Here is an 18,104-nt window from a genome sequence, read left to right as displayed (position 1 = left end):
AAGATGGAAAACTGGGTACTTTTGAGAAAAGGTGCGGATTTTGCACATATCAGTGAGAAATTTCATATCAGTCCGCGAATCGCTTCACTGATTCGAAACAGAGATGTCATCGGGGATGAGGCGATTGCGAAATATTTGAACGGAACGATTGCGGATCTCTATGATGGAATGCTGATGAAGGATATGGATAAGGCTGTCAATGTCCTTGTGGAGCGGATCCGGGCAGGAAAGCGTATCCGTGTTATCGGGGATTATGACATAGACGGAATACAGTCGACCTACATTCTCCTGGAAGGGTTCCGTTATCTGGGAGCTGATGTGGACAGTGATATTCCGGATCGAATGAAAGACGGATATGGATTAAATCGCCACCTGATCGACCGGGCACTTGACGCGGATGTTGACACCATTGTGACCTGCGACAATGGGATTGCGGCGGCAGAAGAAATAGCTTATGCAAAAAGCATGGGGATGACGGTGGTTGTGACAGATCATCATGAAGTACCTTATCGCGAAGAGGAAGGCGAAAGAGCATATCTTCTCCCGGAGGCGGATGCGGTTGTTGATCCCAAAAGAGCGGATTGTCTGTATCCATTTAAAGGTCTCTGCGGAGCTGCAGTCGCCTATAAGCTTGTGGAAGCATTGGCAGAAGCAATGGACAGTGATGTATGTGAGTTGGATTATTTGATGGAAAATGTCGCCATTGCCACGGTTGGAGATGTGGTGGATCTCGTGGATGAAAATCGTATTTTCGTAAAGCAGGGCCTGGAAATGCTGAAGCGTACGAAGAATAAGGGATTAAAAGCGCTGATTGAATGTACAGGAGTCAATGCTGCGAACCTGAATACCTATCATATTGGATTTGTCCTGGGACCGTGCATGAATGCAAGCGGCCGTCTGGATACAGCGAAGCGGGCGCTGGAGCTTTTGGAAGCAAGAACGCAGAAAGAGGCAGATGTGCTGGCAGGGGATTTGAAGGCTTTGAATGACAGCAGAAAGGACATGACGGCCCAGGCGGTGGAGGAAGCGTTTATTCAGGTTGAGAATACGGAGATCCGGGATGATGATGTTCTGGTAATCTATCTTCCGCAGTGTCATGAGAGTCTTGCGGGAATCGTGGCAGGAAGAGTCAGGGAGAAATATTACCGACCGGTGTTTGTCCTGACCCGCGCTCAGGAAGGGCTGAAAGGATCCGGTCGATCAATTGAGACATGGCACATGTATGAAGGATTGAATCGCTGTGCGCATCTTCTGACGCGGTTTGGCGGACATAAGATGGCGGCAGGTCTCTCGCTTCCGGAAGAGAATCTGGAGCAGTTCCGCCAGGAGATCAACCGGAAATCACAGCTATCAGAGGAAGACCTCGTGGAAAAGATACAGATTGATATGCAGCTTCCTTTTTCTGCGGTGACGGAGAAATTTGTCGGAGATATAAAGGTTCTGGAACCATTCGGAAAGGCTAACGCGAAGCCGCTGTTTGCAGAACGAAAAGTACATGTTCTTGGAGCGCGGATCCTGGGAAAAAATCGGAATGTGTTGAAACTTCGCGTGGAAGATACGAACGGAACCGGGATCGATGCAATGTATTTCGGTGATATAGAAGGCTTTTTGAATTATATAAAACAGAAGTTCGGGGATCGGGCATATCAGGATATGCTGAGCGGCATGAATGTGCCAAGAAACCGCGCAGAGAAGGGAATCGAAATGGCATTTACATATTATCCCGATATCAATGAATACCAGGGAATAAAAACTCCACAGATTGTGATTCAAAATTATAAATAGATTTTGAAAATTCAGAATTTTGTGATATAATTAATAATATTTTATTATGCGTACAAAGGGTGGAAGGTTTCATGAAAAAGTTAGAAGATTATGTAGTAAGTATTCCGGATTTCCCGCAGGAGGGAATTATTTTCAGAGACGTGACAAGTGTATTGGAAAATGCGGATGGACTTCATCTTGCAATTGATGGTCTGGAAGAAAAAATAGGTGACAGAGAATTTGATGTGATTGTCGGACCGGAATCCAGAGGTTTCATTTTCGGAATGCCGATCGCGTACAACCATCACAAGGCATTTGTGCCGGTGCGAAAGAAGGGAAAACTTCCATGTGAGACGATATCTGCTTCCTATGAGCTGGAGTACGGCACCGCGGAAATCGAGATTCACAAGCGCTCCATCAAGCCGGGAGATAAAGTGATCATAGTGGATGATCTTCTTGCAACAGGAGGAACCGCAGAAGCAATCATTAAGCTGGTCGAGGAACTGGGCGGAGAAGTTGTAGGCTTTCTTTGTCTGATTGAGCTGGAAGGATTGAAGGGACGGAGCAAACTGGAAGGTTATCCGGTTGAGTCCGTAATCCAATATCCCGGAAACTAAGGAAAAGGAGGGGGAAGATATGGCAGATGGATGGGACATCAGTCAGGAGCCGCTGATTGAAGCGAGTAATAAAAAACTGGATATCGTCGATGGCCATGCGGTAAAGGCACCTGCAGACTATCAGAACCCGGATGAATTGTATAATAGTTTAATTGCGCGGATTCAGAAATATCATCCGTCGGCGGACATCTCAATGGTCGAAAAAGCATATTGTATCGCGAAAAACGCGCATGAAGGTCAGAAGAGAAAGTCCGGGGAAGCCTATATCATTCATCCGCTCTGGGTTGGAATCATTCTGGCGCAGCTGGAGATGGATAAGGAGACGATCACAGCAGGAATCCTTCACGATGTTGTGGAAGATACGGTCATGACGTATGATGAGATCAAGGAAGAATTCGGAGACGAAGTCGCACTTCTGGTGGACGGTGTGACGAAGCTGGGACAGTTATCCTATTCGGCGGATAAGCTGGATGTTCAGGCGGAGAACCTTAGGAAAATGTTCCTTGCTATGGCAAAAGATATCCGCGTTATCATTATTAAACTTGCAGACCGTCTGCATAATATGCGGACTCTGCAGTATATGCGGCCGGAGAAGCAGAAGGAAAAGGCGAAAGAGACCATGGACATCTACGCGCCGATCGCGCAGAGGCTTGGTATTTCTAAAATAAAGACAGAGTTGGATGACCTGGCACTGAAATACTCTCAACCGGAAGTATTCTATGATCTGGTGAAACAGATCAATGCGAGAAAGACAGAGAGAGAGGAGTTCGTTCAGCAGATCGTGGATGAGGTCTCCGCTCATATGGAAAATGCGAACATTGAGGCGGAAGTCAACGGTCGAGTGAAACATTTCTTCAGTATATATAAAAAGATGGTCAACCAGGATAAAACCGTGGATCAGATCTATGATCTGTTCGCAGTCCGGATCATTGTAGATTCTGTGAAAGACTGTTACGCTGCGCTGGGAGTCATTCACGAGATGTACACACCGGTTCCGGGAAGATTCAAGGATTATATTGCTATGCCGAAGGCAAATATGTATCAGTCGCTTCACACGACTTTGATGAGCTCGGTCGGCCAGCCGTTTGAAATTCAGATCCGAACCAAAGAAATGCACAAAACGGCAGAATATGGTATTGCCGCACACTGGAAATATAAGGAATCAAATGACGGTAAGAAGAGCGTAGAAGCGAAGGAAGAGGAGAAGCTGAGTTGGCTCAGACAGATCCTGGAGTGGCAGAAAGATATGTCCGACAACCGGGAATTTATGAACCTCCTCAAAGGAGATCTGGACCTGTTTGCGGAGGATGTATATTGCTTTACCCCGAACGGAGACGTGAAGAACCTTCCGAATGGTTCTACGCCGATTGACTTTGCCTATGCGATCCACACTGCAGTCGGCAATAAAATGGTCGGTGCGCGTGTGAACGGTAAGCTGGTCAATATTGATTATAAGATACAAAACGGTGACAGGATCGAGATCCTGACTTCACAGAATTCCAAAGGTCCCAGCCGGGACTGGCTGAATATCGTCAAAAGTACACAGGCGAAGAATAAGATCAATCAGTGGTTCAAGAAAGAGTTCCGCGAAGAAAATATTGTACGCGGAAAAGAAATGATGCTGGCCTACAGCAAGGCGAAAGGATTTGTACTGGCTGATCTTTTGAAGCCGAAATACATGCAGATCGTGCAGGAAAAATACGGATTTCGTGACTGGGATTCTATTCTGGCGGCGGTCGGACACGGCGGCCTGAAAGAAGGTCAGGTGATCAACCGTCTTGTTGAAGAATACGGCAAGGATCACAAAAAAGAGATCACCGACGAGATCGTAATGGAAAAGATCGCGGAGGCATCCAAGAATAAGGTTCACATTGCAAAATCGAAAAGTGGAATCGTTGTTAAGGGAATTGACGATATGGCAGTGCGCTTTTCCAGATGCTGTAATCCTGTTCCGGGTGACGAGATCGTCGGATTTATCACTCGAGGCCGCGGCATGTCGATCCATCGGACGGATTGTGTGAATATGATTCATTTATCAGAGCCGGAACGTGCACGACTAATACCGGCTGAGTGGGAAAAACCGGCGGACGGTGAAGGCAACGGAAGTTATCTGGCCGAAATCAAGATGTATGCAAATGATCGTCAGGGATTGCTGATGGATATGTCCAAAGTCCTGACGGAAATGAATATTGATGTGAAGTCTATGAATGTGCGCACCAGCAAGCAGGGAACGGCAACGATCGAAGCAGGTTTTGTCGTACATGGGCGTGAGGAACTGGCGAAAGTGATTGAAAAGCTCCGTCAGCTTCAAGGTGTGCTGGATATTGAACGTGCAGTCGGTTAAATAGAAAATATATCGTAAGAAGAGGATATGAATATGAAAATAGAGAAGTTTGTAACAGGTATTATCAGTACCAATTGTTATATTCTGTCAAATGAAGACACGAAGGAAGCGGTCATCGTTGATCCGGCGAATCTTTCACGGAAAATGGTGAGTTATATGGAAGAGGAACAATTAAAACCCAAAGCCATCCTTCTGACGCATGCGCATTTTGATCATATTATGGGAATTGATAAGATTATAGCCATGTTTGGGGAAATCCCGGTTTATGTGGAAGAAAATGATCTGGACCTCCTTCACAAAGCGGAACTGAACGAATCTACGACCTATACGGCGGGATACAGCTATGCAGGCGGTGAGGTGATTCATGACAAAGATGTGCTGTCGTTGATCGGATATGAATTTCAGGTGATTCATACACCGGGACATACGGCAGGAGGTGTCTGTTATTATGTGAAAGATGCAAATGTACTTTTCAGCGGAGACACGCTGTTCTGCTGCTCCGTGGGAAGATCTGATTTCGCGACGAGCAGTACTTCGGATCTGATCCGTTCGATTAAGGAGAAGCTGTTCCTTCTCCCGGACGAGACGATCGTGTATCCGGGACATATGGGTGCAACAACGATCGGGAATGAAAAGGTAAATAATCCTTATGTGTAACATGAAAATGGATAGAAAAACACAGGCAGAAGAGGTTTAATAAGGCATGATTCAGATTATATGTCAGAATGAGCGGTATACCTACGACATGTATCATATCGTAAAATCGTTCTTTCCGGATGCCGTGATAAACCAGACGGTGGATGCAGAACAAGAATCACTGATTCAGATCAGAGTGGATGGTGATTCTTGTTTTTGTTGCCAAGCAAACGACGAAGAGGTTCGCGGAACCTTTTTAGGTAGTAACGAACCGGGAATCTTTACGGTTGAACCGTCTGAAACGGATCCGATTGCAGATAAAAGGAAAAAAAAGAGATATATCAATAAAAAATTATATATATGGTTGTCAGAACTCACAGGAGAAAGCCATGCATGGGGGGATATGACAGGAGTACGTCCGACGAAAATGCTCATGGAGAAGCTGGAGGAAGGATTTTCTGATGACGAAATCGTCAGATTTATGGCAGATACTTATGTGGTAGGTGAGAAGAAGGCACGCCTCGGTATCGAAATCGCAAAACGGGAGAAGGAACAGCTTGGAAAGCTGGATTATGAAAATGGATACAGCCTCTATATCGGAATTCCGTTTTGCCCCACGACCTGCAGTTATTGTTCCTTCACGTCTTATCCGATCGCAAAATGGGAAAAACGTACGGATGAGTATGTGGATGCGCTTCTGGAGGAACTGACCGGCATTGCCGAAATGTCACGCAATAAAAATTTGAACACGATCTATATGGGAGGAGGAACGCCTACGACGCTGAGCGCAGAGCAGATGGATCGGGTGCTTACCCATCTGGAAGAAAAATTCAGCTATGAAGAGCTGAAAGAGTTTACAATCGAGGCAGGGCGTCCGGACAGTATCACGAAGGAAAAACTGGAAGTTATATACCGGCACAACGTTGGGCGGATTTCCATCAATCCACAGACGATGCAGCAGAGGACTCTGGATGCGATCGGACGTCATCACACAGTAGAAGATATCGTACGCGTCTATCAAATGGCCCGCGAAATCGGATTTGACAACATCAATATGGATCTCATTGCCGGTCTCCCGGGAGAGCATCCCTGTGATATGGAAGACACACTGCGTCAGATACGGCAGCTGGAGCCGGACAGCCTGACTGTACATGCGCTTGCAATGAAGCATGGTTCCCGGCTTACAAGGGAGAAGGCCCAGCAGACGGGCGGCGGAAACGCGGGAGAGGAGCAGATGAAGAATGCACAGATGGCCCGTGAGCTGGAAGAAATGATCGATATGGCGTCTGTGGCTGCGAGAGAGATGGATCTGCATCCGTATTATCTGTATCGGCAGAAGAATATCGCCGGAAATTTTGAAAATGTGGGCTATGCAAAGGTTGACAAAGCCGGAATTTACAATATACTAATTATGGAGGAAAAACAATCGATCATTGCAGCGGGGGCGGGTGCTTCCACCAAGATCGTACTTCCCTATGAGATTCCGGCGCCGGGCAGCAGGAACGGCAGAATGACGAATCTGATCAGAATAGAAAATGTCAGGGACGTGGGAGAGTATATTTCACGAGTCCATGAGATGATAGAACGAAAAGGAGAATGGCTATGGCGTTAAAGAAGAAACCGGTTACCGGTATGAAGGACATGCTCCCGAAGGAGATGGAGATCCGGGATTACGTAATCCAGATGATCAAAGACACTTACAAAACTTTCGGGTTTACCTCCATGGAGACTCCATGTGTGGAACATATTGAGAATCTCTGCAGTAAACAGGGTGGAGATAACGAAAAACTGATCTTCAAGATTTTGAAACGTGGTGAGAAGCTTAAGATCGATGAGGCGAAAGAAGAGGCGGATCTGGTGGACGGAGGACTCCGCTATGATCTGACTGTACCGCTCGCAAGATATTACGCAAACCATGCAAATGAACTACCGTCTCCATTTAAGGCGCTTCAGATCGGAAATGTATGGCGTGCTGACCGTCCGCAGAGAGGCCGGTTCCGCCAGTTCATGCAGTGTGATATCGATATTCTCGGAGAACCGGGCAATCTGGCCGAGATCGAGCTGATTCTGGCGACCACAACGATGCTTGGGAAGATGGATTTCCATAATTTCACCGTCAATATTAATGACCGGAATATTCTGAAAGCCATGGCAGCATACAGCGGCTTTAAAGAAGAAGATTTCGATGAAGTTTTTATTATTCTGGATAAGATGGATAAGATCGGAGCTGAAGGTGTCGGAGCTGAACTCCAGGAGATGGGGTATACCAAAGAAAATGTTGACACCTATCTGGGGCTTTTTGATGAGATCAGCCCGGATGTGGAAGGAATCCGTTTCTGCCGCAAGAAGCTGGCAGGATTCCTGGATGAGAAGGTGGCAGACAGCATGGAAACGATCATTTCCTGCGTGGAAAGTGCTAAGGAGGCAGATTTTAAAGTGAAATTTAATCCGACTCTGGTGCGCGGACAGTCTTATTATACCGGAACTATTTTCGAGGTTACGATGGATGAGTTTGGCGGTGCAGTCGCCGGAGGCGGGCGTTATGATAAGATGATCGGTAAATTTACCGGCCAGGACACCCCGGCATGTGGATTCTCGATTGGATTTGAGCGTATTGTTATGCTTCTTCTGGAGAATGGATATGAGATCCCGTCAAAGCGTCAGAAGAAGGCATACCTTCTGGAGAAAGGCATGCATCAGGAAGGAATTCTGAAAGTACTTGCTATGGCGAAAGAAGACCGTGCAAACGGAAAGCAGGTTCTGATCGCCAACATGAAGAAGAATAAAAAATTCCAGAAGGATCAGCTGATCGCGGATGGGTATGAGGATATTACGGATTGCTATAAAGATTCCGTAATGGAACTGTAAATAGATAAAAACAGGAGGAAGAAATCATGGCAGAATCAATGATGGGCCTGAAAAGAACGCACCGTTGTGCGGAACTTTCCGAGGCAAATATTGGTGAGAGAGTGACCATCATGGGATGGGTTCAGAAGAACAGAAATAAAGGAGGACTGGTTTTCGTCGATGTGCGTGACCGTTCAGGAATCATTCAGGTCGTATGTGAAGAGGGAAGCACAGCTCCGGAGATTATTGAAAAGGCTGCGAAGCTGAGAAGTGAATTTGTCATTGCGGTTGTAGGAAAAGTAGAAGCTCGTTCCGGTGCGGTCAATGAAAATCTGGCAACCGGTGCCATCGAGATCAAACCGGAAGAACTCAGGGTGTTGTCCGAATCCGAGACACCTCCGTTCCCGATTGAAGAGAATTCCAAGACAAAGGAAGATCTGCGTTTGAAATATCGTTTCCTTGATCTTCGAAGACCGGATATTCAGAGAAATCTGATGATGAGAAGCCGTGTGGCAACGCTGACTCGTCAGTTCCTTGCAGAAGAAGGATTTCTTGAGATTGAGACTCCTTTCCTGATCAAGAGTACACCGGAAGGCGCAAGAGATTATCTTGTTCCGAGCCGTGTTCATCCGGGAAATTTCTATGCACTTCCGCAGTCACCGCAGATTTTCAAACAGCTTTTGATGTGTTCCGGATATGACCGTTATTTCCAGATCGTAAAGTGTTTCCGTGACGAGGATCTCCGTGCTGACCGTCAGCCGGAATTTACACAGATCGATATGGAATTGTCTTTTGTTGATGTAGACGATGTGATCGATGTCAATGAACGTCTTCTTGCAAAGCTGTTCAAAGAAGTGCTGGATATCGATGTTGAGCTTCCGATCCAGAGAATGACCTGGCAGGAGGCCATGGACCGCTTCGGATCCGACAAACCGGACATTCGTTTCGGTATGGAACTTCAGAATGTGACAGAAGTTGTAAAAGATTTTGATTTTGTAGTCTTTAAGAATGCGATTGAAAAAGGCGGAACTGTCCGTGGCATTAACGCAAAAGGACAGGGCGCGATGCCGAGAAAGAAAATTGACAAGCTGGTTGATTTCGCAAAGGACTATGGTGCAAAAGGACTGGCCTACATTGCAATCCAGGAAGACGGTACCGTGAAATCTTCCTTTGCTAAATTCATGAATGAAGAACAACAGAAAGCATTGATCGAGGCTATGGGAGGAGAAAACGGCGACCTGCTTCTCTTTGCTGCTGATAAGAATAAAGTGGTATGGGATGTCCTCGGAGCACTCCGCCTGGAGCTCGCACGACAGATGGAACTTCTGGATAAAAACGAATACAAATTCCTCTGGGTAACGGAATTCCCGCTTCTTGAGTGGAGTGAAGAGCAGAATCGTTTCACAGCGATGCATCATCCGTTCACCATGCCGATGGAAGAAGACCTTCAGTACATCGATTCTGATCCGGGAAGAGTACGTGCCAAAGCATACGATATCGTTCTGAACGGAAACGAGATCGGAGGAGGAAGTGTGCGTATCTTCAATCAGGAAATCCAGAGTAAGATGTTTGAAGTGCTCGGTTTCACACCCGAGCAGGCCGAAGAACAGTTTGGATTCTTATTGAATGCGTTTAAATACGGTGTACCGCCGCACGCAGGACTTGCTTACGGACTGGATCGTCTGGTTATGCTGATGGCAAAACAGGACAGCATCCGCGACGTAATCGCATTCCCGAAGGTGAAGGATGCATCTGATTTGATGACCGAGGCTCCGGCAGCAGTTGACAAAAAACAGCTGGAAGAGCTGGGACTGGAACTTGCGGGCACGAAGGAAGAGAAGGAAGAAGAATAAGAATAAAAAACGAGAAGCACGTTGTCCAGAAAATGGATGACGTGCTTTTTTCTATAGAAAACTTCACTTCCATGACGAATAATCTAGACTTGCAAAAAAAATTGTATAAAAGAAAACCACTGGGATATCTCAGTGGTTAAAGAGCGACAGACGGGACTCGAACCCGCGACCTCCACCTTGGCAAGGTGGCGTACTACCAACTGTACTACTATCGCATGTGTAATTGTCGTTCCTCAGAACAATATATACTATACCTTATGAATGAACATTTGTCAACTGATTTGTGAAGAAATGCATGTTCAACTTTTTGAGGATTTGTGGATATTTTGCTGACAATTCGTTTGAAACAAATGAAAAGTCATACATGCAAAACGAAAAAAAGGGTTGACGAAGTGCATGCATATAGGGTATACTATATTTTGTTCAGAGGAACGCAAATTCATACATGCGATAGTAGTACAGCTGGTAGTACGCCACCTTGCCAAGGTGGAGGTCGCGGGTTCGAGTCCCGTCTGTCGCTCTGGAAACAATGGGGTTTATGCTCCATTGTTTTTTTTATGTAATTCTTTGCTCAGAAGTAATGCTAGTAAAGTTTTCTGGACATTTATTGTTAACAACGAAGATAAGCGCGCAAGAATCGTAACACTGATCGTTCTGTTTGTCGGTGTATTATTGATTGCACCATTGAAAGGAATCCTTCAGAATGAGTATTTTTCAACAGCCAGTAATTACCTCTTACCGGCACTTTTCGGATGTATGACACTCGGTATGATCGGATGTGGAAATGGACCTACATATGTAAAGAATAAACTGCTCATCATGGTTGTTCCTGCTGTTTTGATATCAATCCTGACTGTCATGGGGATTGCGTCTACCGGTTTGGCCGGTATTCTGATTCTTGTAATGATTCCTGTCACGATTCTGTGTGCACGGATACTTTTTATTTTTTGTGAATTTATACCTTTGAAATTTGGACGAAAAAAATGGTATCATATATTATAAGGTGCTGTTTTGGAATGTGTCGGTTGTAGAAATCGAAGTAGACACAGCGAATATCGAGCGGAGAATGAAGGAGGTATGATTGTGTATCAAATTGGAGATTACATTGTAAAATCTACAGATGGTGTATGCAAAGTGGAAGACATCCTGCATTTGAACATGTCTGGAGTTGATTGCAAGAAAGAGTACTATTTATTGATACCGGTTGGAGAGAAGGCCGAAAAAATATATGTCCCTGTCGACACAAAAACCAATATCAGAAAGGCTATGACGGAAGAGGAAGCTTTGAAACTGATCGACAAAATACCCGAGATTGAGGAAATGTGGGTGGACAATGAAAAAATGAGGGAGCAGCGATATAAGGAAGCGGTTCGAAGCGGCGATCCGGAATCTCTGATCAGTATTATTAAAATGATATACTTGCGCAATCAGAAAAGAATGGCCCAGGGCAAAAAACGATGATGGTAGATGAGCGCTATTTTCAAAAGGCGGAACAGAGCCTGTATTCAGAACTTGGTTTTGCACTCGGGAAAAACAAGGATGAAGTGTGCCGGATTATTGAAGAGTCGGTAAAACGAAAGAAAAAATAGAATCAGAAAAAAGGAGTCTGCATTGCCGGTTAATGGCTGAGGCAGACTCCTCTTTTATGTAATGAATTTCATTCACTAAAATATACGAAAAGCAAAATCCGATTACCGGAGGAAGAACCAGTATCCGGCAAATGCAGCTGCAGCAAGGATCAGAATGACAAGAATCACGACCAGTACGACCGGAAAACGTCCGCCTTCATCCTCGTCATCTTCATCAAGCATATTCTGGTAATTCTCACGCATTTCTTTTTCACGGGATTCACGCACATGCTTCGGCGGAATGTTGGAGTAAGTCTGTTCTGACTTTCTGTTATCGATCTGTTTGCGTCTGACCGGTTTCGGCTGATCCTCAAAGGCACTGTCCAGTGCATCGGAAAATTCCTCGATCGGATCTTCCATTGCGCGCGGTGCCGGTTTTACCGGACGTGGTTTTTTCTTCGGACGCGGTGCTTCTTCATCAAAGCCTGGACGTTCAATTGCAACAGTCTCATCCAGAGCTGCTTTTTTCTTTTTGGCAGGAACGGTTTTCTTCTCAGGCATAGTTTTCTCTTTTACCGGAGCAGCAGGTTTCTTTCTGGGTGTTGCTTCTTTAGCTTCCGGAGAAACAGGTCTCTTCTTCGGAGCTGCCTTCTTCTCAGTCGCTGCAGCCTTTGCCTGTGGGAGTTCCTGGGTGTTTGCCTCAGACCCGGAAGGAACAGGTTTCTTTTTCCTGGCAGGGGCTGCCGGTTTGGCAGAAGACTCGGAGACAGGTGCCTTTCTCACCGGGTTTTCATTTCCCGGAACAGGATTCGGATTCACCGGGCGTTTTTTGCGCTTTGGCTTTGGCGTTTCTGTATCAACTTCCTTCTTGGCACGTTGTTTATCTAAATTCCACTGTTTCTTGCAATCGTGGCAAATGGCAAATTCGTTGTAGATAGCCTCACCGTCTGCAGTCTCACCGACTTTCTTGTTTCTGATCTCAAGTTCTTTGTTACAAATGGGGCATTTCATTCGTTATCTCTCCTCTTTGGCTTTTCATAGTCTTAATGTCCATACATATATAATGTTATCACTTCTGGAAAAGAAGTCAAGAAACTTCTTTGCACGTATTCAAAAAAGTGATAGAATAGAACCAATTAATGACTATTTACTCGAGATACAGGAAAGGATTAAAATACGATGGACAATAAGGTGATTAAAATCGGACTGCTTGGACTGGGGACAGTCGGAACAGGTGTGTATAAGTTGATTGGACGCCGCAGTGATGAGATGGAACAGAAGATTGGAGCAAATCTTGAGATCGAGAAGATTCTTGTACATAATTTGAAAAAGACACGCCATGGAATCGAACAGAGCCTTCTGACGGACCGTTGGGAGGATATTATCGGAAATGAAGAAATTCGGATCGTCATTGAAGCGATGGGAGGAATTGAACCGGCCAGAACGATGATTCTGGAGGCGATTGCAGCAGGTAAAAGTGTGGTTACGGCGAATAAGGATCTGATTGCGGAACATGGAAGAGAGCTGTTGGAAGCCGCCAGGGAACATAAGGTAGATCTTCTCTTTGAAGCGGCGGTTGCCGGAGGAATTCCGATTATCCGGCCGTTGAAACAATGTCTTGCGGCAAATGAGATTGATGAAGTCGTCGGAATCGTAAACGGAACGACAAACTATATTTTAACGAAAATGTTTGAAGAGGGAATGGACTTCGGTGAGGCTCTGGCACAGGCGCAGGAGCTGGGCTATGCGGAGGCGGATCCGACCGCAGATGTCGAGGGCCTGGATGCAGGACGTAAAATGGCGATCATGGCTTCCGCTGCATTCCATTCCAGAGTCGTATTCGACGATGTGTATACGGAAGGAATTACAAAGATCTCAGCAAGAGATGTCGCATATGCCAGAGAATTTGACTGTGTTATCAAGCTGCTTGGGGTAGCAAGAAATACGCCAGAGGGTATCGAAGTCGGTGTCTATCCGATGATCATTGATAAGAATCATCCTCTGGCTACGGTAAGAGAATCCTTCAATGCAGTGTTCGTGCATGGAGACGCGGTAGGAGACACCATGTTCTATGGAAGAGGAGCAGGTGAGATGCCTACGGCAAGCGCGGTAGTAGGAGATATTCTGGATGTGGCAAGGAATATGCAATACGGCTGCATGGGAAGAATCGGATGCGGATGTTATAAAGAACTGCCGGTCAAAGAGTTTGGAGAAGTCAAGAACCGCTTTTTCCTGAGAATGCAGGTAACGAATGAGCCGGGCGTTCTTGCGCAAATCGCGAAAGTATTTGGCGATCACAAGGTCAGCATCGAACGGGTCGTACAAAGAGAAGCGAAGAAAATGCATGCCGAACTGGTTATCGGAACCGCGGCAGTTAAGGAATATCATATGAAGGATGCAGTGGATGCTCTTAAGGAAATGCCGATCGTAAAAGAAATCAGCAGTATCATCCGGGAATATTAAGGGAATCATAGAGAAAGGAAGTGGAGCAATGCGTGAGCGTACGACGATAGGCTTTTTGGTGAAACAGATTAATAATATTTATGAAAAAGATTTCAACCGGATGCTGAAGTCGATCGGCATCACTTCCTCACAGTGCGCGGTACTGGATTATTTATTTCACAGCAGCAAGGAAGAGATCACACAGCGTGATATCGAACGGCACTTAAGTCTGAAGAATCCGACGGTGACAGGTCTTTTGAAACGGCTGGATGAGAAGGGATTCATTTTATCCGTGCCCAGTACGACGGATAAACGTTGCAAGAACATTTATCTGACTGAGAAGGCCTACGATATTCAGAAGAAGATGGAGGCAAGCAGGAAGAAGAGTGACAGGCAGCTTACGATGGGAATGACACAGAAAGAAGTACAGGCGCTCAAAAAAGCGCTGGAAAAAGTACTATATAATATTTCTGAACCGTAAATCGGACAGATTCTAAGTGGTAAAGGAGAAAGAGACATGAGTTATGCAGACAAAGTTTTTATAGATATGTGCCGGGACATTATTGATCACGGAACCAGCACGGAAGGGGAGAAGGTTCGTCCGAGATGGGAGGACGGAACACCGGCATACACGATCAAAAAATTCGGTGTTGTGAACCGCTATGACCTGCGTAAGGAATTCCCGGCAATCACGCTCAGAAAGACAGCGATCAAGAGCTGTACCGATGAACTGTTATGGATCTGGCAGAAAAAGTCGAATAATATTCATGATCTAAGCAGCCATATCTGGGACAGTTGGGCGGATGAGGACGGATCCATCGGGAAAGCCTACGGTTATCAGATGAGCGTCAAGCATCAGTATAAAGAAGGAATGATGGATCAGGTGGACCGGGTGATTTACGATCTGAAGAACAATCCGTACAGTCGGAGAATCATGACCAATATCTATGTGCATCAGGATCTTCATGAGATGAATCTTTATCCGTGTGCGTACAGCATGACGTTTAATGTGACGAAGGAAAAAGGAAGTGACAAACTTACCTTGAACGGGATTCTGAATCAGCGTTCTCAGGATGTGCTTGCGGCAAACAATTGGAATGTCTGCCAGTACGCGGTTCTTCTGCATATGCTGGCGCAGGTCTGCGATATGCAGGTTGGAGAGTTCGTACATGTGATTGCGGATGCGCACATTTACGATCGTCATATCCCGCTGATCGAGGAACTGATCACCAGAGAGACGCATCCGGCACCGACGTTCTGGCTGAATCCGGAAATTAAAGATTTCTATGCATTTACAAAAGATGATGTCCGTCTTGATAACTATGTAACGGGACCTCAGATCAAGGATATACCAATCGCTGTGTAGAGGCGAAATACGGGATAAAGGAGAGAAGCAAATATGAAACTGATTGTAGCGGCTGATAGAAATTGGGCCATTGGGAAAAACAATAAATTGATGTGGAGTATTCCGGCTGATATGAAATTCTTCCGTGAGACGACACAGGGAAAAGTTGTGATCATGGGAAGAAAGACACTGGAAAGCTTTCCGCAGGGACAGCCCCTGAAGAACAGGGTAAATATTGTAATTACGAGAAATCCGTCCTACAAAGTCAAGGATGCGGTCGTCGTTCACAGTGTGGAGGAAGCAATTGAGGAGAGCAGGAAATATGACGGAGACGTATTTGTGATCGGCGGGGAGAGCATTTACCGGGCAATGCTTCCTTATTGTGATACGGCGCTCGTGACGCGGATCGATTATGCTTACGAAGCCGATACCTGGTTCCCGAATCTGGATGAGGATGAAGAGTGGGAGCTGACAGATGAAGGGGAAGAACAGACCTGTTTTGATCTGGAGTATGCCTTTACCAGATATGAACGCAAATAACAAAAAACATCAAGAAAATATGCAAGAACTATCATTGACAAAGACTGGTAATGGTAAGTATAATAGATTCAATCAGTAAAGAAACAAGCAAGAATATGTGAAATGCAATGACAAGGAGGAGTACATAATTTCCGGATGCATAGAGAGAAAGCGGTCGGTGTAAGCTTTCGGGATGGAATTATGGAAGTAGCCTTCGAGCAGCGAACCCAACGGGCTGATGCCTCAGTAGACTTCGACGTGATTCCGACGTTACATGGGAACGGTATCGGACAGGAGAAATGTCCCGTACTGACAGAGTGCAGGAACTGCGGTTCCTGAATTTAGGTGGTAACACGGATGATGATTCGCCCTAAGCTAGTAATAGTTTGGGGCGGTTTTTTTGCTTTATAGAACAAAGGAGGTAGTTACATGAAGAAAATTTCGGGGAACAAATTATTGGTAAAAGCGCTGAAAGAAGAAGGAGTAGAGGTCATGTTCGGATATCCGGGCGCCTGCACGATCGATATCAGCGATGAACTTTATAAGCAGAACCATACAAAGGTGATCCTTCCAAGACATGAACAGGCACTGGTTCATGCGGCAGATGCCTATGCGAGATCGACAGGGAAAGTAGGCGTATGTCTTGTAACCAGCGGCCCGGGTGCGACGAATCTGGTAACAGGACTTGCAACAGCCAACTATGACAGTGTTCCTCTGGTATGCTTTACCGGTCAGGTGGCCAGAGCTCTGATCGGAAATGATGCCTTTCAGGAAGTTGATATTGTAGGAATCACAAGAAGTATTACCAAATACGGTGTGACGGTAAGCAGGAGAGAGGATCTCGGGCGCATCATCAAAGAAGCGTTTTATATTGCAAGAACAGGACGCCCGGGTCCGGTACTTGTGGATCTCCCGAAAGATGTGATGGCAGAGCTGGGAAGTCCGGAATATCCGCAGACTGTGAATATCCGTGGGTATAAACCGAGCACAGGTGTACATATCGGCCAGCTTAAGAGGGCAATCAAGATGCTCGGTAAAGCAAAACGCCCGTTGCTCCTTGCGGGCGGAGGTGTTAATATTTCCGGAGCCAATGCATGCTTTCGTAAACTTGCTGAGATCACAAATGTTCCGGTGGTGACAACGATTATGGGACGAGGTGCGATTCCGACCGATCACCCGCTCTTTATCGGCAATCTCGGAATGCACGGTTCCTATGCTTCCAATATGGCTGTGGGTGAATGCGATCTCCTTTTCTCCATCGGTACCCGATTTAATGACCGTATTACCGGAAAATTGCATGCATTTGCACCGAACGCGCAGATCGTGCATATTGACATTGATACGGCGTCGATTTCCAGAAATATCAAAGTAGATGTCCCGATTGTCGCCGATGCGAAGGAGGCCATCGAAAAGCTTCTTGAGTATGTGGAACCGGGCGACAATGCGGCATGGTTGGAAAGAATCGGAGAGTGGAAACAGGAGCATCCGCTGAAGATGAAACCAAAATACGGCGTGATGCAGGCTCAGGATATTATCGAAACGATCAATGAAGTATTTAAAGAGGATGATACAATCGTTGTGACGGATGTAGGACAGCATCAGATGTTCACTTCCCAATATTTGGAAGTCAATGAAAAAACAAGAATGTATATGTCAGGCGGACTTGGTACAATGGGATATGGACTGCCTGGTGCAGTCGGCGCACAAATCGGCAATCCGGACAGCACCGTGATTGCAATTTCCGGTGACGGAGGAATGCAGATGAATATTCAGGAATTTGCAACTGCAGTTTTGGAGGAGCTGCCGCTGATCCTTTGTGTATTTAACAACACATATCTGGGAATGGTTCGCCAGTGGCAGAAATTATTCTATGGCAAACGTTATTCCATGACGGATCTCCGCTCCGGTGCGGCGACCAGAAGAGGGGAAGAACCTCCGGTGAAATATACGCCTGATTTTGTGAAACTGGCTGAAAGTTACGGAGCAAAGGGAATCCGTGTAACCTGTCCGGAAGAAATGAAGCCGGCATTTGAAGAAGCAAAGAGAAACCGCGCTCTTAAGGTACCGACACTGATCGAATTCATTCTGGATCCGGAAGATCAGGTCTATCCGATGGTACAGCCGGGCGGAACATTGGAAGAGATGATTCTGGATAATTAAGGAGGAGCA

16 protein-coding genes, 2 tRNA genes and 1 other annotated feature are annotated in these 18,104 nt (G+C 45.9%); of the genes, 16 read left to right on the top strand and 2 right to left on the bottom strand.

Translation table 11 applies throughout. From position 1 onward, the window contains the following. Positions 1–3 precede the first annotated feature (3 nt). The 7 genes from recJ to aspS all read left to right on the top strand — a co-directional run bounded on the left by recJ (position 4) and on the right by aspS (position 10,061). Positions 4–1,785 (top strand): single-stranded-DNA-specific exonuclease RecJ, encoded by a 1,782-nt coding sequence (gene recJ, locus ACTNA4_RS01585; RefSeq protein WP_441028253.1) that lies wholly within the window; start codon positions 4–6, stop codon positions 1,783–1,785. 71 nt (positions 1,786–1,856) lie between these two features. After that, positions 1,857–2,381, top strand: a complete 525-nt coding sequence (locus ACTNA4_RS01580) for an adenine phosphoribosyltransferase (protein WP_427807145.1) — start codon at positions 1,857–1,859, stop codon at positions 2,379–2,381. Positions 2,382–2,400: 19 nt separating this feature from the next. Beyond that, positions 2,401–4,725 (top strand): RelA/SpoT family protein, encoded by a 2,325-nt coding sequence (locus ACTNA4_RS01575; protein WP_427819876.1) that lies wholly within the window; start codon positions 2,401–2,403, stop codon positions 4,723–4,725. Between the two features lie 33 nt (positions 4,726–4,758). After that, entirely contained in the window at positions 4,759–5,382 is a 624-nt protein-coding gene (locus ACTNA4_RS01570) for an MBL fold metallo-hydrolase (RefSeq protein WP_427807147.1), read from the top strand. Positions 5,383–5,428: 46 nt separating this feature from the next. Further along, positions 5,429–6,973 carry a coproporphyrinogen dehydrogenase HemZ gene (gene hemZ, locus ACTNA4_RS01565; protein WP_441028251.1) on the top strand — a complete coding sequence of 515 codons (1,545 nt, stop codon included), beginning with the start codon at positions 5,429–5,431 and terminating at the stop codon, positions 6,971–6,973. Next, positions 6,958–8,229, top strand: a complete 1,272-nt coding sequence (gene hisS, locus ACTNA4_RS01560) for a histidine--tRNA ligase (protein ID WP_427819874.1) — start codon at positions 6,958–6,960, stop codon at positions 8,227–8,229. The genes hemZ and hisS overlap by 16 nt, the downstream gene beginning before the upstream one ends. Positions 8,230–8,255: 26 nt before the next feature. Continuing rightward, positions 8,256–10,061 carry an aspartate--tRNA ligase gene (gene aspS / locus ACTNA4_RS01555; protein WP_441028249.1) on the top strand — a complete coding sequence of 602 codons (1,806 nt, stop codon included), beginning with the start codon at positions 8,256–8,258 and terminating at the stop codon, positions 10,059–10,061. Positions 10,062–10,203: 142 nt separating this feature from the next. Here aspS and ACTNA4_RS01550 read toward each other — a convergent pair. Further along, a tRNA-Gly gene (locus ACTNA4_RS01550) sits at positions 10,204–10,276 on the bottom strand. Between the two features lie 232 nt (positions 10,277–10,508). On the opposite strand from ACTNA4_RS01550, the gene ACTNA4_RS01545 reads away from it, so the two are divergent. The 4 genes from ACTNA4_RS01545 (at position 10,509) to ACTNA4_RS01530 (ending at position 11,650) form a co-directional block, all read left to right on the top strand. Continuing rightward, positions 10,509–10,581 (top strand) — tRNA-Gly (locus tag ACTNA4_RS01545). 26 nt (positions 10,582–10,607) lie between these two features. Further along, a complete protein-coding gene (locus ACTNA4_RS01540; protein ID WP_441028247.1) occupies positions 10,608–11,063 on the top strand; it encodes a hypothetical protein in 456 nt (151 codons plus the stop codon). Between the two features lie 81 nt (positions 11,064–11,144). Next, positions 11,145–11,522, top strand: a complete 378-nt coding sequence (locus ACTNA4_RS01535) for a CarD family transcriptional regulator (protein ID WP_441028245.1) — start codon at positions 11,145–11,147, stop codon at positions 11,520–11,522. Beyond that, positions 11,519–11,650, top strand: a complete 132-nt coding sequence (locus tag ACTNA4_RS01530; protein WP_441028243.1) for a hypothetical protein — start codon at positions 11,519–11,521, stop codon at positions 11,648–11,650. Before ACTNA4_RS01535 ends, ACTNA4_RS01530 begins: the two co-directional genes overlap by 4 nt. A 102-nt stretch (positions 11,651–11,752) precedes the next feature. Here the strand turns inward: ACTNA4_RS01530 and ACTNA4_RS01525 are convergent, their stop codons facing one another. Next, the gene (locus ACTNA4_RS01525; protein WP_441028241.1) at positions 11,753–12,640 is read right to left on the bottom strand and encodes a hypothetical protein; all 888 of its coding nucleotides are present in this window, start codon (positions 12,638–12,640) and stop codon (positions 11,753–11,755) included. A 168-nt stretch (positions 12,641–12,808) separates the two neighbouring features. On the opposite strand from ACTNA4_RS01525, the gene ACTNA4_RS01520 reads away from it, so the two are divergent. From ACTNA4_RS01520 to ilvB, 5 genes are all read left to right on the top strand, one after another. After that, on the top strand, positions 12,809–14,092 hold the full coding sequence (locus ACTNA4_RS01520) for a homoserine dehydrogenase (protein WP_427819870.1): 1,284 nt from the start codon (positions 12,809–12,811) through the stop codon (positions 14,090–14,092). Between the two features lie 28 nt (positions 14,093–14,120). Then, positions 14,121–14,552 (top strand): MarR family winged helix-turn-helix transcriptional regulator, encoded by a 432-nt coding sequence (locus tag ACTNA4_RS01515; protein ID WP_427807154.1) that lies wholly within the window; start codon positions 14,121–14,123, stop codon positions 14,550–14,552. Positions 14,553–14,588: 36 nt separating this feature from the next. Then, positions 14,589–15,437 (top strand): thymidylate synthase, encoded by an 849-nt coding sequence (gene thyA, locus ACTNA4_RS01510; RefSeq protein WP_427807155.1) that lies wholly within the window; start codon positions 14,589–14,591, stop codon positions 15,435–15,437. A gap of 33 nt (positions 15,438–15,470) precedes the next feature. Beyond that, positions 15,471–15,956, top strand: coding sequence for a dihydrofolate reductase (locus ACTNA4_RS01505; protein WP_441028239.1), 486 nt, complete (start codon positions 15,471–15,473; stop codon positions 15,954–15,956). A 98-nt stretch (positions 15,957–16,054) separates the two neighbouring features. After that, positions 16,055–16,311: a binding site (T-box leader), on the top strand. 53 nt (positions 16,312–16,364) lie between these two features. Beyond that, positions 16,365–18,095, top strand: a complete 1,731-nt coding sequence (gene ilvB, locus ACTNA4_RS01500; protein ID WP_441028237.1) for a biosynthetic-type acetolactate synthase large subunit — start codon at positions 16,365–16,367, stop codon at positions 18,093–18,095. Positions 18,096–18,104 lie beyond the last annotated feature (9 nt).

Source organism: Bariatricus sp. HCP28S3_A7, from assembly GCF_052066375.1.
GTDB lineage: Bacteria > Bacillota > Clostridia > Lachnospirales > Lachnospiraceae > Allocoprococcus.
The sequence above is the reverse complement of the archived record's forward strand: the minus strand, read 5'-3'. Positions and strand labels throughout refer to the sequence as shown.